12 protein-coding genes are annotated in these 16940 nt (G+C 46.1%); 1 reads left to right on the top strand and 11 read right to left on the bottom strand.

The window, feature by feature from the left end:
- Positions 1-8: 8 nt before the first annotated feature.
- From ACVW0P_RS06815 to ACVW0P_RS06785, 7 genes are all read right to left on the bottom strand, one after another.
- Positions 9-1424, bottom strand: coding sequence for a serine/threonine protein kinase (locus ACVW0P_RS06815; protein ID WP_457131404.1), 1416 nt, complete (start codon positions 1422-1424; stop codon positions 9-11).
- The gene (locus ACVW0P_RS06810) at positions 1417-2208 is read right to left on the bottom strand and encodes an FHA domain-containing protein (RefSeq protein WP_354429831.1); all 792 of its coding nucleotides are present in this window, start codon (positions 2206-2208) and stop codon (positions 1417-1419) included. Before ACVW0P_RS06810 ends, ACVW0P_RS06815 begins: the two co-directional genes overlap by 8 nt.
- Positions 2209-2274: 66 nt before the next feature.
- Positions 2275-6345, bottom strand: a complete 4071-nt coding sequence (locus tag ACVW0P_RS06805; RefSeq protein ID WP_457131403.1) for an FtsW/RodA/SpoVE family cell cycle protein — start codon at positions 6343-6345, stop codon at positions 2275-2277.
- On the bottom strand, positions 6332-7789 hold the full coding sequence (locus ACVW0P_RS06800; RefSeq protein ID WP_457131402.1) for a PP2C family protein-serine/threonine phosphatase: 1458 nt from the start codon (positions 7787-7789) through the stop codon (positions 6332-6334). Before ACVW0P_RS06800 ends, ACVW0P_RS06805 begins: the two co-directional genes overlap by 14 nt.
- Before the next feature lie 97 nt (positions 7790-7886).
- A complete protein-coding gene (locus ACVW0P_RS06795; protein ID WP_457131401.1) occupies positions 7887-8831 on the bottom strand; it encodes a hypothetical protein in 945 nt (314 codons plus the stop codon).
- Positions 8832-8926: 95 nt separating this feature from the next.
- Entirely contained in the window at positions 8927-10297 is a 1371-nt protein-coding gene (locus ACVW0P_RS06790; RefSeq protein WP_457131400.1) for a serine/threonine protein kinase, read from the bottom strand.
- A gap of 159 nt (positions 10298-10456) precedes the next feature.
- A complete protein-coding gene (locus ACVW0P_RS06785) occupies positions 10457-11539 on the bottom strand; it encodes an LLM class flavin-dependent oxidoreductase (protein WP_457131399.1) in 1083 nt (360 codons plus the stop codon).
- Between the two features lie 423 nt (positions 11540-11962).
- Between ACVW0P_RS06785 and ACVW0P_RS06780 the strand changes: the two genes are divergently transcribed.
- Complete coding sequence (locus ACVW0P_RS06780) at positions 11963-13432, top strand: YitT family protein (RefSeq protein ID WP_457131398.1); 1470 nt, start codon at positions 11963-11965, stop codon at positions 13430-13432.
- Between the two features lie 116 nt (positions 13433-13548).
- Here ACVW0P_RS06780 and ACVW0P_RS06775 read toward each other — a convergent pair whose 3' ends face one another.
- The 4 genes from ACVW0P_RS06775 to ACVW0P_RS06760 form a co-directional block, all read right to left on the bottom strand.
- A complete protein-coding gene (locus tag ACVW0P_RS06775) occupies positions 13549-14595 on the bottom strand; it encodes an adenylate/guanylate cyclase domain-containing protein (RefSeq protein ID WP_457131397.1) in 1047 nt (348 codons plus the stop codon).
- Positions 14596-14599: 4 nt separating this feature from the next.
- Positions 14600-14974 (bottom strand): response regulator, encoded by a 375-nt coding sequence (locus ACVW0P_RS06770; RefSeq protein WP_354429817.1) that lies wholly within the window; start codon positions 14972-14974, stop codon positions 14600-14602.
- 51 nt (positions 14975-15025) lie between these two features.
- On the bottom strand, positions 15026-16345 hold the full coding sequence (locus ACVW0P_RS06765; RefSeq protein WP_457131396.1) for a sensor histidine kinase: 1320 nt from the start codon (positions 16343-16345) through the stop codon (positions 15026-15028).
- A 67-nt stretch (positions 16346-16412) separates the two neighbouring features.
- Positions 16413-16859: a phosphatidylglycerophosphatase A family protein gene (locus tag ACVW0P_RS06760; RefSeq protein WP_457131395.1), complete on the bottom strand. Its 447-nt coding sequence runs from the start codon at positions 16857-16859 to the stop codon at positions 16413-16415.
- Between the last annotated feature and the right edge of the window lie 81 nt (positions 16860-16940).

Raw genomic sequence — 16940 nt, 5'->3', positions numbered from 1 at the left:
TACGAAATTTAGAAAATTCCGAGGAACTTTTTACGCTTCTTCTTCTTAACAGGATAAGGTTTTACAGTTATAGAATCTGTTGAGGCAGCAAGTATTGCCTTGCTTGCGGCAGCTCTTTTCGCTGCATTTAGCTTGCGGTTATAAGCCCTCATCACGCTATCGTGAGCATATGGCCTCAATATCATCGGCGGTTTTAAATAATCTGTAGGGCTTATATAAACTGTTTTAACATTATCTGTAGCGGACCTATTAAAAAACGAATATACTGACAACGCTAAAAGTATTAATGATACGGTTACAATGCCTGCAAGCGCTTTCTTAGGCAAAAACACTAGTTCGTTGTTCCGCTCGTAAACACCTTTGGCATCATTAAAATGCGCTCCGGTTTCGTTGGCGTAATGTTTTAAGGAAATCAGTTGCCCTTCTTTTTTAGCCTCGTCCTGCTGGTATTGAGCTACCATCATCTCCAACCGCTCGTTCTCTACCTGGATAGCGGCTGTGCTTAACTTACCATCTGCAGATAGGCTGCCATTAATAATGGCATCATGCAGTTCCATCCCATTTTTAAAACGGGCATTGGGTGATTTTTGCAGGCATTTATCTATTACATTCAACAGCCATTGGGGTACTTGAAGTTCCTGGGTTTGCTTTAGGGTAGTCCATGCATTCGTCATGCTTTTTCTCCGGGCATCCCGCAGGTCTGGGACGGGGGCTTCCATGTGGGCAAGCATAATGGCATTACGGCCGGTTTCGCCATTGCCTGTAAGCGGGAACGGCACCTGGCCTGTCAATAATTCGTAAAGGATGATACCGTAGCTATAAACATCCGTTTGCAATAGCATAGCGCCATCATGCTGCTCGGGTGCCATAAATTCAATAGCCCCGGCATGGCGGATGCTGCTCCGGCGCTCTTCCTCGCTCATAATGGCGAGGCCAAAATCAAGCAGTACGTAATTACCGGTGTGGACGTTATATTTTACGTTATTACTTTTAATATCGCCATGCTTTACGCCCACCTTATGGCAATGCGCCAAAGCCCCAGCCAACTGGTCGGCCACGCGGATGGCCTCTTTTAGCATGAAGACCTTTTCGTGTGGTGGCTGCAATAACTCGCAAAGGTCGGGCCCCTCAATGTACTCCATCTCGATATATGGCAACGAGCCGCTTTCGGTAATGCCCGAGCTTAAGATTTTTACAACGTTGGGATTGGGTTCTTCGTTTACCTTTTGCAGTTTGGCAACCTCGTTACTAAAGTTGCGGAAGTTCTTATCATCCTCACTTTCTGAGTGGATAGGTGTGGGCAACAGCTTAACAGCGGTAAGCACAGGCCCCATGCGCCGGCCTTTATATACCGAGCCCTGCCCGCCTGTGCGTAGCGCGCCCAGGTTTTCTAAGCCTTCTGTTATAGTAAAAACTTTACTCATTTGCTCCCGGTTGATAACTAAACTCTAACACTGCCGATTCGCCCAGGATGATCTGGTCGCCCTCCTGTAATTGGTGGCCGATATGGGTAGAGGTAAGTTTGATGATCTCCTCACTTTTTTCCGAGCGGATCTTGATCTTATTTCGTGGTGGCACACCGCCTTCATCAGCAAAAAGCATAAACCTGCCAGCATCATTATTCCACTCTATCCGGGCGTGTTGGCGGCTAACATATTTATTGCCATCGCTCTGGCTTTCACTGGGGAACGCAATATGGTTGGTGCGGAAAAAACCGTCATCGCCCTGCGCTTTTTTATCTCTGCCAATATGCATCTTCTCCCCCCCGGATGTTAATTGATATTCCTTCTGCTCTGTTTCGCCACTTAATGGACGGATATAAGCTATAGCGCTTTGCTTAATAAAATTTTTACTTGTTTTGATAAAGAACGCGGCGTCCAGCTTGTTCGACTTTATCGCCTCCGGCGGAAAATCTTCTGTAAACACCACTTCCATCAACCAGCTCTGGGGCAGGTTAACCGCGTAATCATCGGCAATACGCTGCACTTCGTCCTTAAATAATTCAGGTTGTTCGGCGTAAACAGCAGCCTCATACATCGGGATATCAGATGCGGGGGCATTCACATAAAGGTTCAAGCCTTTTATATTGCCACCCTCGCCGCCTTCGGCCTTTTGCAATTCCTGTTTAATAAATTGCAGCAACTCGTAACGGATGCTTTTTACATCTGCCGGCCTGTCGGCTTTATCACTCTTGAACAAATTAAACATAATGCTTCGCTGTAGTACTTATTATTGAACCAAAAAATCGTATATATATTATGCTAAACCCAAGGGTTATTCACTTGTTTGCTCTTTGATGCTTTTAATGTATCCTTTTTCTTTAAGGAACGGTATCACATGCTTGGCTGCCAATCTCACCGCATCAGACGAGCCTTTTGTCGACTCTATCCGCACGCAAACCACCATATTACCGCTGCCATCCGCCTTTGGCGCGAAAAATACATACCAGCCATCATTTATTTGCTGTTTTTTCCAGATCCGTTCGGGCGTACCTGTTTTACCTGCAACCGCAAGGCCCAAGATCGATTCTTTCGGCGCGCTTTGCTCTATCATATACTGGCGAAGCAAGGCCGCGTATTTAGGATCATTGGTCAGTTTGATGCCGGTTTTAACCGTTGTTGCCGAATCTGCCACCTTTAACACATATCGGTTTGGTAGTATAGTACCCTGATTGGCGATACCTGATGCCATACGCGCGACAGATGCCGGCGTAGCGATCAACTCGCCTTGCCCCCATGCCATACCCGAGATACCCTTTGCACGGGTTTTGCGGATATTATTAGGGTTGTATTTCGGTTTGGTGTTAAACTCTGTTTTGCGCCATAGCTCGCGCCACTTATCTTCCTGCGCGGCGTTTTCTTTACCGCGACCGTAGTAGTAACCGCCTACCCCATGAAGGAACATCCCGGTTTTTAAGTACACGGTTGCCATATCTTCCTGCAAGTGTTCCTGGTTAGCCAACTTAATAAAATACACGTTATTTGATTTAGCTACGGCACGCTCCAGGGTTATCAAACCTGTTTCATCAGGCTCCAAACCTTTGGTACGGATGCGCTCGTAACTTTCAACATTAAACTTTTTATCGGCAGCGGCCAACCCCAATTTATTGAACGACGCTATGGATGTAGCCAATTTAGCTGTTGAGCCGGGTTGCGTTGCGAGGGTGAAACCCAGGTCCTGCGTGGTTGTCCATTGCGAAAGCTGATTTTGCTCGTAGTAACTCATGGTCAGCTTTTCCCAATCGTGAACGGGTGGCAACGGGTAATTGGCAGATGTAAGCACATCCCCTGTATTAGATTCCATCACCACTACAGATACGCGGTTATCCAGCAAGGAAGTATCGGTAGCCATAGAAGTTTGGATGCTGGTTTGCAGGCCTGCATCCATCGTCAGTTTTACATCCCGGTTACGGTTTTTAAAGGCTTCCACCTCTTTACTGTTGATACCTGCAATAAGCAATGGGGCTATCTCGCTATAGTCTTTTTTAACTACTGCCATTTCTTTAACGCCTCTCGCTAAAAAGCGGTCTTCCTGGTAGCGGTTGGCGGTAACATTATATTTTTCCGTGGGCATTTTAAAACCCCGAAGTTCTGCAGCATGCTCATATTCGGCAAAGTACCCGTTGGGGCTGCCGTTGAAAACGCCGGTATTGGCATCACCTGTCCAAAAGAACATTTGCGCGTCAAACGGGTAATACCTGTCCAGCCTTTTATGCATGGCCGAATCGATGTTATAATCCTGTGCACCTGCCAGTACCAGTTTGCGGTGTTGCTTTTTCACCAGGTCGGGCTTGCTGGTTGCAAGTAATGTCCCGGTACGGTCGTACAGATCACCAGCTTGTAGCCTGTTCATCAAAATAGCTATCCGCGGGTTATAACTGAACATCCTCGCGCCGCTTTTATCGGCAACTAAAGCCGGTTGCACCACCCACTTTTTATTGTTGAACAGGTAACGCGATACGTTTACCGTTAATAATGTAACGGCCACAAAAGCGGCCATCAACGCCGGCACCAGGTTTTTATCCTGCTGGCGGGATATATAATTCATTTGTATCGGTGTGCCCCTCACCAACGATGCCGACAGCAAAAAGCCAGACGCCAGCAAGTTGGCCACCAACGACGACCCGCCGTAACTCTGGAATGGTAACGACACCCCCGACAACGGCAATGCCCCGGTTGAGCCACCTGCTATCAGCAGGAATTGCACAAAGGTAGATACGCCTATCCCCGCGCAAAGGTAAAACAGGAACGGTGTACCCGTTCGCCGCCCTATAAGTATAGACCGGTGCAGGTAAACCAAAAATAGTACGAAGATGCAGACGATACCAGTCCACCCAAATTCCTCGCCCATTGATGGCAATATCATATCAGTATGCGCCTCGGGGATGGTTTTGGCAAAGCCCTCGCCTACGCCCTGGCCGCTTACGCCGCCGCTGCTCATGGCCCAAAGGCCGTTGGCAACCTGGTCACCACCGTAAACTTCGTTATTCCAGGCATCCTGCCAAATGGCTTTACGATCTACAAGACGCTGTACCGGGCCGGGGAACAGCTTACCTAAGTATGGTATCTGATCAATAGTTAAAAAGGCCGCCATAATAATGAGTACCATCATGGCAGATTCGCTCAATTGCTTGCGTTTGAAAAGCATGAACAGGGCTGCAATAGCCGCGGTTATCAACGCCGAAAGCCAAACATTCTTCACTACCCATGATACGATGACGTATAGCACCACCGCGCCCGCCATAAACATAAAATCACCACGAGAGAAAGAGAACAATACGATAAACGTAAAGCATACCACCATCGCCGGCCCCAGATCGCCCAGTAGCAGGAACAACAGCAGCGTAACCAAAATGGCTATTAACGCGAAGGAGAAAAACGACCAGCGTTTGCTCCAACTGGTGTACTCGCTGATCAACTTTTCATTAGCGGCAAAAAATCCCGCCAGGAAAAGGATAATGAGGTATTTAACGATCTCGCTGGGCTGAAAACCGAAGAGGTTAACCTTTACACCGCTACCCTCTGGGCCGGTACCAAACTTAATGGTCATGGCTAATAAGGTTGCAGCAAGCACCACCCATGGCCAGCCATTAGCCGCGTTACGGCTGTTTTTGAATACCAGCATGCGATAAATCCATGAATCGGGCGTAAAGCGGCGTAGCTTCAATTGCAGCATTACCAGCATGGCCACCAAACCAATGCCCAGGAAAACCAGCATATCTTTCGCCAAAAACCTATCGCGAAGCGGGTCTTGTAAGCTTAGCAAGGTGAGGAATGACAAGCCAGCGAGAATCATCACCACAGGTAAGATCAGCTGATCTGATGTGCTGAACTTCCACGACAGTAAAACATGCACAAACAGGAACGCCCCAATAAACGTACCCGCGATAATCAGGAACCATTTATTAAACTCGGCCGGGGTACGGATAATGAGAGATTTCTCTTTCTTAAGGATGTTAAAGTCTCTTGTAGAAAACAACCTGATGGTATGGGGCGACTGGCTAAAAGTTAAACTTGCATCCTCATCCAAATTTTGCACACCCTGCGATGTACCAAACTGAAAGCCGGGTTGCAATGGCAATAATTTAAAGGCTTTGCCTTCGGGTAAATTTTTAAACTCGGCAACGCCCTGCTCGTTAGTACGGGCATAGGCAGTTAAGGCTTGCAGGCGTTTTTTGCCGGCACTATCGGGCAGGTAAGTTTTTTTTAAGCCATTGCCGGTTTCGGTAACAGGCTTTAGTTCGTCAAGCTCTTCATCGGTAAAAATACTATCCTGCGGCAATATCATATCCATACGGATCAACACGCCCGCCACAGGCTGTTTTTTATTAGTGATAATGCCGCTGATACTGTACTTGCCCATAGCCAAATCGGTAACGGCAGGTACTTTTACAGGATTACTACGCTCGCTTACAAACAGCGTGGAATCTTCGCCCGTGTATCCTAATAACGACCGCGATGCATTAACCCGCGCCTTAAATGATTCGCCGCCTTGCTGAAAAGCGTCATCGGCAGTAATAAAATATTTGCGCTTGTTTAGTTCTCCTATATTATCAATTTTTTGCCCGGTGCCTATGTTGTTGGCAACCGTTTGGGTAATAAGGTTGATATCGCGCTTATCTTCAAAGTAATAGCCTTTGGTAAGCAAGGTTTTTAACTGCCCTGCCGGGTCGGGCGCGTTTAGGTTTATCATGGTGCCGTCGCCCATCCGCTTATCCACATCAGCAAAACGGGTTTGCACAACGGTGTAAAGCCTGAAGAACAGGAACACAAATAAAACACTTATCAGTAACAGGAAAACCCTTTCCTTCCAGCGGGTTTCCGTTTGGATCTTATCGGGCTCCATTTGGCTTTTCAGGGGTTTTGGGTTTAACAGCTTGCGGGTTAATTTTTGTAGCCGGGAAATCGGCGGTTACGGATTTATTGGCAACCAGTTCGTATTTACGTTGGAGGGGCAGGCGGCAATTCATAAACTGCGTGTTTTTTAAAAACAAGTCCGTATTTTGCAGGTCGATAGCTACATCGAAACCCTCAAATTTAAGATTTTCTAAAACCACCACTTTGCTATCCTTAGCTACGGATAATGCCGGGCCTTTGTATGCGGTATCGCGCTGCAAAACTATATCACCTATTATACGGATATATATGCTATCCTGGTCAATGTGCAGGGTATCGGTAATAATGATAGGTTTCTTAAATGAAGTGTCCGACAGTACTAATGTATCACCCTTAAAAGCATCTATGGCATCCTGTAGTTTCACCTCATCGGCGTTGCGCAGCTTTTGTGTTGGTGTACCGCCTGCAACCATTGCTTTTGCCGGTTTGTGTTGCGACATATACAACCAAATGGTTGAAGCTAAAAACACGAGGCAAAGCAGCCCGAGTATAATAGATAGTCCGTTACTTTTATTTTGAGCCATAGGGGGTTCTGTTTGTTGGAGTGGTTTTGATGCGGTACGCACCGATGTTATGCCATCATCGTTCTCATCATTCCTTTTTAAGGGCGATGACGCCGGCATGGTGGCCTGCGGCCTTTGTTGTGGTTTATCGTTTTGTACCAATACAACCGTTACGTTATCACGGCCGCCGTTATCATTGGCGGTATTTATAAGCTGAACAGCTTTTTCCTGCAACGGAATATTCTGGGTGATAATATCCAATATAGCGGTGCGGTCTACCATGTCGGTAAGGCCATCGCTGCAAAGCAGCAGCATATCCCCCGGTAAAAACGGCGATTGGCCTGTTTCTATAAAACTTTCGTCGGTATCTATCTGGCTGGTAAAACCAAGGGCTTTGTTTATTTCGTTACGTTTGGGGTGGTTCATGGCGGCATCTTCTGTAAGCCTCCCGCTATCCTCTAAAAAGCCTACAAAAGAATGGTCTTTAGAGATCTTCACCAGAGAATTATCGCGCAATAAATATAAACGGGTATCGCCAACATGCGCGTAAAAAAACTGGTTATGCTCCACGTCAACCAAAGCCATGGTTGCTACGCAGGCCATGCTATCCAGTTCTTTGTCGCTTGCCTTTTTATCAGAGATTTTAGCACTTGCCAATTTAAAGGCATCTATCATACCCGGGATGATCTCGCCCTGCAGGCCGCTAAGGCGATCAATGAAAATATCTTTAGCTATGGCCGCAGCAACTTCGCCGCCGTTGTAGCCCCCAACCCCGTCTATTACCGAAGCCAATAACATGCGGCCGCCCATTACCTTTTGGGTGATAAAGGTGTCCTCGTTATTGGTACGTACCTTGCCGGTGTCGGTTAATCCAAAATAGTTTTCAGCCATTGCGTTTACCTGATTTTTTAATATCAATAAAATGGGTTACCAACAGGCAAAACCCTATACCTAATAAGCCTATGGATAATATTTGCGACATATATACTTATGCTTTAAAGAGATTTAAACCGATGATACCGTTCAGCAACATACGCGAGTTTACGGGCAACTCCACCCATTTTGGCGCGTTGATCTCACTACGCTCAACCGTAACTTCATTCAATGTAGTTATCTCACCGAAAGATGCCAGGTAAAATTTACCATCGGCCTTGTTATACCTGATGTGCAGGTGCGGCGCATTCACCCAATCGCTTGGGATAGTAAATATGTTCGAATCCTCGCGGGTTTCTTCACTGCCGGATACGATAAGGTCTTCATCCGTCATAAAGTATTCCACCTTTTTGCCTGCGAATTGCTGGTCGGGAATAATGGTTTCTAACCTTGCGATATTGGCCGATGCTTTGGCGGCTTTTTCTTCCTGCGGCTCCAGTTCCTCTTCATACGGGATCTCGAAATAACCCTCGCTATAGTAGGTAAAGCCTTTTAAAGCTTCCTGGCTTACATCAAATGTTTGGGCGATACCCGTTTGGCGAGGGATAAAAGTCACCCGCAGGTTTTGCTCCTTCTGGTTATTGTCCGGCAGTAATTTACCTATAAACCCTTTATCGCCACGGGCATAATCCGGGTGCGATACCAGGCGGAACACCCACTTAGAGCCCGATGGTTTCACGGTTTTACCCTGCGCGCGGTATTCCTTCAATATCTCGTAAAACTTGGTAACCGTTTCCTGTACTATCAAGCCAAAGATGCCCTGTTTATCGGCTACAAACTCCTTGTAATCGTCGGCATTAAAGCTGATGATAAACTCATGGTAAAACACCACCCGGTCTGCAAAGGAAAGGTCCTTGATAGAGTCGCGGAATTTATCTACTATGTAGCTGTAAACCGTATCGGGCGTAAGAGCTTTGGCCTTTGCCTTCTCAGTGCTTTCGTTGGTCAAAAACCAATCCTGAATACCTATTCGTTGCCAAAAATTTGGTGTTGAGGTCATTTATATTTCAATTCTAATTAATAATCCCGATAGCTCTCGGCACTAAATTCTATACGTTTATTACTAATCCCAATAATTATCGGGACGGAAATTCCTTACGGATTAATTGTTGTGTCCGGTTCTGTTTTAGCAGTATCCGGCTCGGGCTTTTGTGGTGGTATTACTACAGGCTTCTTAACAACCGTATCCCTAACCTTTGGTACGCTATCCACTTTGGCTGCATTATCCGTCGGGAATTTTGAGCCGAAATTCACACCCGGATCACCTTTGCTCGCACTATTCTGTAACGAATCCTGGTTGATCTGTTTTGGCGGACCTTGCTTTTTCAATAGGGTTGAGTAAACCGAAAAGCCCATAAACAAAACCAGCAAAGTCATCACCGTATAGTAATACGGCTTTGACAGCGATACCCGCGATGGATCTTCAATAGGTTCGCTAACAACCGGTGCAGGCGGCGGGCCAGCCTGTTGGTACAGCATCAGTTTGTTGTGGAGGCGTTCATTCTCGCTGCGCAGGGCGGCGTTACTCAATCCACCTGTCAAGTCGAAACCATCAGATGCGCTGATGCTGCCCTTTATAATCGCATCGTGCAAAAGCGTACCATTGCTAAATCTGTCTTTAGGTGCTTTTTGCAGGCATTTTTCGATCAGGTTCAATAACCATTTGGGCACCTGCATTTCGTGGCCTTTCTTTTCATCGTCCCAACTATCGGGAAGCGAATTACGGCGGGCCGTGAGCAGATCGGGTACAGGGGTTTCTATATGAGCCAGCATTACCGCGTTACGGCCTGCATCGCCACCGCCATGCAGCGGGAACGGAACCTCGCCGGTAAGCAGTTCATACAAGATAATACCGTAACTATAAATATCCGTTTCCATCAGCATTTTGCCCTCGTGCTGCTCGGGTGCCATAAATTCGATAGCCCCCGCATGGCGAATGCTGGTGCGGCGCTGCTCCTCACTCATAATAGCTAAACCAAAGTCCAGGAGCACGTAGTTACCGTTATGGATGTTATATTTTACATTATTGCTTTTAACATCCCCATGCTTTACCCCTACGTTGTGGCAATGCGCCAGGGCACTCGCCAGCTGATCTGCCACGCGGATCACTTCCTTAAGCATGAAGATCTTCTCGTGTGGCGATTTAAGCAGTTCGCAAAGGTCGGGGCCTTCGATGTATTCCATCTCGATGTAGGGGAACGAGCCGCTATCGGTAATACCCGAACTTAAAATCTTTACCACATTTGGGTTTGGCTGCTCGTTTACCTTTTGCAGCTTGGTAACCTCATTCCTAAAATTGCGAAAGTTTTTATCATCCTCGCTTTCGGTATGTATCGGTGTTGGCAGCAGTTTTATGGCTGTTAGTACGGGCCCCATGCGTCGGCCTTTATATACCGAGCCCTGGCCACCGGTGCTCATGGCGCCTAAGTTTTCAAGTCCCTCTGTTATTGTAAATACTTTACTCATTGATAGATATTGTGCCGTAAATTATTGAAACAGCATTTTACAGACTAAAGTACATTTAATACGCCTGTTTGTTGTAGGTAATTGTTAAGAAATTTAGAAATTTTCACAAAAAAGCCCGCTATCCTTGCGGATGCGGGCAGTATATACTGTTATGGTTAATTATGCTAAAGGCGCAAAGGCCGCTGTGCGAATGATATCCGCAAAAACCTTGTAAGAGTACATACGAGATTGATGGTCAAAGATATGCGTGGTCGCCATAATCTCATCTATGCCGGTTTCTTCTACAAAAGCATCTAATTCTGCCTTGATCTTTTCCGGGCCGCCAATAAACGAATAAGCCAGCATCTGCATTACGGCTTCTTCTTCGAAAACGTTCCAAACGCTATCCATGCTTTTAACAGGAGGTGGCAATAGTTGGCGTTTGCCGGTTACTACACCCATAAAAAATTGCTTCACGGAGGTAGACAAGTATTCCGCTTCTTTATCCGTGTCGGCAGCAACCACGTTAACGCAAGCCATTACGTAAGGCTTTTGCAGGTATTCGGATGGTTTAAAGTTATCACGGTAGATCTGGATAGCCTCTTTAAAATAAGTTGGCGCAAAATGACTGGCAAAGGCATACGGCAAACCAAACGCGGCGGCAACCTTGGCACTATCGGTACTGGAACCTAATACCCAGATAGGGATGTCCAATCCTTCGCCGGGGATCGCCCTTACCTTACTATTGGCGTTATCTGCCGAGAAATAAGTTTGCAGTTTTACGATGTCCCGGGGGAAATTATGCGCTGCGTTAAAATTTTCGCCACGGATGGCAAGGGCGGTTACCTGGTCGGTGCCCGGCGCGCGGCCTAAACCTAAATCTATCCTGCCGGGGTAAAGCGATGCAAGCGTGCCAAATTGCTCGGCCACAATAAGCGGCGCGTGGTTGGGCAGCATGATACCACCTGAGCCAACACGAATTTTCGACGTACCACCGGCTATATACCCGATAAGTACCGATGTAGCCGAACTGGCAACGTTCATCATGTTATGATGTTCGGCAAACCAGTAACGCGTGTATCCAATCTTTTCGGCAAGTTGGGCTACGTCCATGCTTTTTTTGAAGCTATTTGCCGGGGTGCTGCCCTCCGTAACGGACGCCAGGTCTAATACCGAATATTTTATATCTGCTAAATTGTTTGCGCTCATGGTAGTCATATTACTGCGGATAATAACAGCCGCTTTGTTGTAATTGTTAGTCAAAATTAGTGCTAAACATGTGCTGTTGCATCTAAACCGTGTTTATATGACGTTCTGGTCACAAAATCAGGTTGGGGTGACAAAAAGCCTCCTCTATCGGCTAATTTACTCACCCTGTCATTGCTTTGCCAGACCACCCTCTCTTCGCTGCGCGGAAAGAGGGTTTAAAAAAATTTTTTTTTTTCCCATCTTCTTTGTGAAGCAGACTGGGTGAAAAAAACCTCCTCTATCGGCTATTTTATTACCCGGTCCTTGCTTCGCTCGGCCACCCTCTCTTCGTTGAGTGGAAAGCTGGTAAAAAAATTTATTTTTTCTTACCCTCTTTGCGAAGCACAGAGGGTCGACCAGCGGAGCGTAGTCGGGGTGAGTAAACTCTTAAACAGCAAAGCCCTTACTTTCCCCTCAAATTAATATCTTAGCGCAACAATGATGGATCTGGTTAATAGCCCCGAGGGAAAATATGTTTTAGACAAGCTACGGGACGAATTGCCCGTACAATTCTACTACCACAATGTGGACCATACCCTCGATGTTTATCATTCTGCCGCAACCATCGCGGAGTATGAAAACATAAACGAAACCGATACGAAGCTTCTACTTGTTGCCGCCCTTTACCACGATAGCGGATATCTGAAAAGCGTTAAAGACCATGAACTGGCCTCCTGCGATATTGCCCGTGATGCACTGCCGCGGTTTGGCTACAGCGCTGATGATATAGCCCGGATTTGCACCATAATAATGGCCACCCAATTGCCGCAACAACCTGCCAGCCTGCTGGAGGAGATCATTTGCGATGCCGACCTGGATTATTTGGGCCGAAAGGATTTTATCCCAATAGGTAATAAGCTTTTCAAGGAAATGCAGGCGCTTGGATCTGGAGCCGACATCAACGAGTGGGACAAAACGCAGATTACCTTTCTGCAAAGCCATCATTATTTCACCGCCACATCGTTAAAAAATAGGTCTCCAAAAAAACAGGAAAATTTAAGAGATTTACAAAATAAAACTACTATCGCCGAAATGAGTACACCCCCAAATGCTAAATCAATTGTAACAGACACCATTTATACTATTATAGGCATTTTGTTTTGCGGGTTTGCCTTAAAAAGCTTCCTGATACCCAATGCCTTTTTTGATGGCGGGGTAACGGGTATCTCACTGTTGATCCACGAGCTTTACCATGTTAATATCGCCTACGTAATTATACTGGCTAACATACCCTTCATTATTATGGGCGCGCTGCAGGTAAATAAAACATTTGCTATACGCACTATGCTGGCTATAATCGGGTTGGCCCTATGCCTGCTTTACCTGCCTTACCCGGATAAGATCACTTCAGATAAACTATTGGTATCCATTTTTGGCGGCGTATTTATGGGCACTGGTATTGGTTTGGCCATACGTGGCGGCTGCGCGCTGGATGGTATAGAAGTATTGGCACTTTATACCGGCAAACGCATCAGCTTTACCATAAGCGAGATCATACTCGGCATCAATGTTGTCATTTTCCTGATAGCAGCCTTAGAGGTGGGTTTTGTTACCTCTCTATACTCTATCATCACCTATTATACAGCTTCCCGGATGATCAACTTTGTGATAGAAGGATTGGAAGAATACACCGGCGTAACCATCATCTCCGGCCAAAACGCGCTGATCAAAGAGATGCTGGTTAAACAGCTTAGTCGCGGCATTACCATTTACAAAGGCGAGCGCGGTTTCCTGAAAGAAAGCTTCGACGTAAGCCACCCAGTAGATATTGTGTTTACCGTAGTAACCCGTTTAGAGTTAAGGCGATTGCGCAACATGGTGCACGAGATAGACCCTAAAGCATTCATCTTTACCAGTATTATCAAAGAAGCCGCGGGTGGGGTATTGAAACGCAGGGCAAGGCACTGAGGAAGTAGAAGGTTTAAAGTCAAAAGGAATAACGAATTTTTAATATCGAACACAGAATAATGAAGTAAATTCGACATTGAATATTCGAAATTCATCATTCATATTATTATTCCCCCTTACTCTACTACCTCATAAGTATTAACAGGTTTTAGCTTATTTTTCAGCGTAAACTCGCCATTTGGTCTGCATTGGAACGATTCTTTGGTTTTGTGGAACACATCCTCGGTGATGATGATCTGGCCGGCGGTGGCTATACCTTGCAGGCGCTGGGCGAGGTTTACGGAGTCGCCTATTACGGTATAATCCAGCCTTTTTAATGATGCTGAACCGATGTTGCCCGATATCATTTCGCCGCTGTTGATCCCTACCGAAATATTTGGTTTGAAGATCTTACCGTTACCGGCGTCTATCTTGGGCTCGTTGGATAGGTGCGCCTTTACAGACAGGGCCGCATCTATCGCCCTATCCAAATGGAATTCGCCACGGAAAACCGCCATAATAGCATCGCCCATAAATTTATCTACATGCCCACCCTGGGCTATAATTTCCTTTACTATTTTATCGAACAGTCCGTTTAGCAGGTTAACCACAGTGTTGGCCGGGATATGCTCGGTAATGGCTGTAAAGCCGCAAACATCCACAAACATCACGGTCGCTTCCAGCAACTCGTTCTTCATGAGGCTGCCTTCAAACTCCTTGTGGGCCATAAAATTCAGCACATTCTCGTCCACGTACATCTTTAGGATATTGTTCTCCTTAATGGCCTTAAACGTTGCCTGCAATTGCCTTACATAGGTAATGGTACGCTGCATGGTCAGTTCCAGGTCCTCAAAGTCTACCGGCTTCATCACAAAATCATAAGCGCCACGGTTCATGGCGGTACGGATGTTTTGCATATCGCCATAGGCAGATACTACAACCGCTTTTAACATGGGGTTGGCATCGGGCAGGTGCGTAAGCAGGGTAAGGCCGTCCATCACGGGCATATTAATATCCGACAGGATAATATCCAGATCGGGGTGCTCTTTAATGCGCGCTAAAGCCTCTTCGCCGTTGGCCGCGAAGATAAATTCATACTCACTTTCCCTTATCTTGCGCCGAAACTTCTGTTTTACCAGTACCTCCAAATCAGCCTCGTCATCCACTACCAGTATCTTAGCCATTGTGCTATAAGGTTTTAAGTTTTTCTTTCAGTAAGTTAAAATCAAGCGGCTTGGTCAGGAAATCATCCGCGCCTTTAGCCATCGCCTGCTCGTAATTCTCGTCGTCGCCATAGGCGGTTATCATCATTACCACGGGTGGTGGCGGGGTAGGGAAATCCTCGCGGATGTGTATAAGCAACTCTATCCCGCTCATGCCAGGCATGTTAATGTCCGACAGGATGAGCACCACTTCCGAGTGCTTGTCTTTCAGGTAGTCCAATGCGTCCTCGCCCGACTGTGCAAAGTCAAATTCTACTTCGTGGTTTTTGATTTCCTTCCGGAAACGCTGTAAAAAAAGCGGCTGAACGTCTGCTTCGTCGTCTACAACTAATATTTTCATATGGCAGGTAAAGGTAGTTAATTCTGTTTTATGGTAATGTTGAACCGCAAATTATGCCAGCGGTAAGGTAATGACAAATGATGTGCCTTCACCCTCTTTGCTTTCGATATTGATGTGCCCTTTGTGGGCTTTAACAATGATATCATAACTAAGTGATAAGCCCAGGCCTGTACCCTCACCTGCCGGTTTAGTGGTGAAGAAGGGCTGCATAATTTTATCCTTGATAGCATCCGGGATGCCGCTGCCATTGTCTTTTACGATGATCTCGACCTCTTTCCCCTTTGCAGATGATATAACTTTCGTACTTACTTCTACCTTTGGTTTAAAGTCGCCGCCTACGGTTTTTTGCTTTTGGTGTACGGCGTAAAACGCGTTGGTGAACATATTAAGCAACACCCGCCCAACATCCTGCGATACAATATTAACTTCCGGCAAATTAGGGTCGAAATTTGATACCAGATCGGCATTGAATGATTTATCCTTGGCGCGCAAGCCGTGGTAGGCCAGGCGAAAATACTCGTCGGCAATGGTATTGAGGTTGGTTGGCTCTTTTACATTGCTGCTGGCGCGGCTGTGTTGCAACATGCCTTTAACAATGCTATCGGCACGTTTACCGTGATGGCGGATCTTTTCGAGATTTTGCTTGATATCGTTAGCTATAGCCGTGGCTTCTTCCGTATCGCCTTTAGCCATTTCTTCCTGCATCTCTTCAATCAACTCCATACTTACTTCAGAGAAGTTGTTGACGAAGTTCAAAGGGTTCTGGATCTCGTGGGCAATACCTGCGGTTAGCTCACCAAGCGATGCCAGTTTTTCCTGCTGGATAAGCTGCGCCTGTGTGGATTGTAATTCCTTTACGGTTTCCTGCAATTCGTTACGCTGTTTGGTAATTTGGGCGGTACGTTCGGCAACCATCGCTTCAAGTTCATCTTTACGCTGATTGATGCGATGTATCTCGTGCTGCTGTTTTTTAGATGTGGAAAGGCGTAGGTAAACCCATGCAAAAGCGCCTAACTGGGCACAAACGAAAAAATTCTCCCATTTGTCGTAAAAACCGCTCGCTATTAAAGCGGTGAGACCGCTAATTATAGCGGCAATCGCCATAGGATAATGGGAATAAATTAATATTGAGAATGATTTAAAATCACCTTGTTTTTTAAGATATTCCATGTAAATAAGCAGGTAAATACCTGCGATAACAGTGATCCAGTCATCATTAATATTTTCATTAAATACAAAAAACAGCACTACCGGGATGCCTGCCGAGATCCTGAGAATAGTTTGCCATTTATCGCGCAGTTCCGAAAATTTAATGGCCCTGCTAATTCGCAGAGCAAGCAAACTGGCCGCGAGGAAGGAAAAAAAATGCATACCCGGATTAAAGTTTAAAGTTAGAAACTAAGATAATTATTATTGCGGAACAACGTAAATGTATCGCCTAAAACTTTACAAAATGCACTATTACCTGTAGCACAATATTGCCATAAACGCCGGCCAGTACATCATCCATCATTACGCCTGTGCCACCGGGTAAAGCTTCCATTTTGCGGATGCCAAGCGGTTTTAAAATATCAAAAAAGCGGAACAGCACCAGGCCTATTAATAGGTAATACAAATTTGGCGGGATAAACAGCATGGTTACCAGCATGCCGGCAACCTCATCAATTACTACGCGGTAACTATCCTTACCCCAGGCTGGTTCAACCTTATCGCCAACGTAAATACCCAGCAGGGTTATGATGATGGTAGCCCCTAATAAATATAGCGGACTATTCATATCAGAGCGCCACAATAACCAAATAAACGGACAGGTAACAATAGCAGCAAGCGTGCCCCCACCCTTTACATAGCCAATGCCGAAAATTGATGCAATAAGTTTATTCATTTTTTAAAATTAGCTATGTCATTGCGAGCGATAGTGGCAATCTCATAGACATGCAGATATGCTGAGATTGCCGCGTCGATA

It is taken from the genome of Mucilaginibacter sp. UYNi724, assembly GCF_054057495.1.
Note: the sequence above shows the minus strand (reverse complement) of the source record. Positions and strands in the feature narration are given on the sequence as shown.

Excerpts from the sequence above, each read along its gene's own strand:
- ACVW0P_RS06815 (WP_457131404.1), bottom strand. The coding sequence starts at position 1,424 with ATGAGTAAAGTTTTTACTATAACAGAAGGCTTAGAAAACCTGGGCGCG.
- ACVW0P_RS06810 (WP_354429831.1), bottom strand. The coding sequence starts at position 2,208 with ATGTTTAATTTGTTCAAGAGTGATAAAGCCGACAGGCCGGCAGATGTA.
- ACVW0P_RS06805 (WP_457131403.1), bottom strand. The coding sequence starts at position 6,345 with ATGGAGCCCGATAAGATCCAAACGGAAACCCGCTGGAAGGAAAGGGTT.
- ACVW0P_RS06800 (WP_457131402.1), bottom strand. The coding sequence starts at position 7,789 with ATGGCTGAAAACTATTTTGGATTAACCGACACCGGCAAGGTACGTACC.
- ACVW0P_RS06795 (WP_457131401.1), bottom strand. The coding sequence starts at position 8,831 with ATGACCTCAACACCAAATTTTTGGCAACGAATAGGTATTCAGGATTGG.
- ACVW0P_RS06790 (WP_457131400.1), bottom strand. The coding sequence starts at position 10,297 with ATGAGTAAAGTATTTACAATAACAGAGGGACTTGAAAACTTAGGCGCC.
- ACVW0P_RS06780 (WP_457131398.1), top strand. The coding sequence starts at position 11,963 with ATGATGGATCTGGTTAATAGCCCCGAGGGAAAATATGTTTTAGACAAG.
- ACVW0P_RS06775 (WP_457131397.1), bottom strand. The coding sequence starts at position 14,595 with ATGGCTAAGATACTGGTAGTGGATGACGAGGCTGATTTGGAGGTACTG.
- ACVW0P_RS06770 (WP_354429817.1), bottom strand. The coding sequence starts at position 14,974 with ATGAAAATATTAGTTGTAGACGACGAAGCAGACGTTCAGCCGCTTTTT.
- ACVW0P_RS06765 (WP_457131396.1), bottom strand. The coding sequence starts at position 16,345 with ATGCATTTTTTTTCCTTCCTCGCGGCCAGTTTGCTTGCTCTGCGAATT.
- ACVW0P_RS06760 (WP_457131395.1), bottom strand. The coding sequence starts at position 16,859 with ATGAATAAACTTATTGCATCAATTTTCGGCATTGGCTATGTAAAGGGT.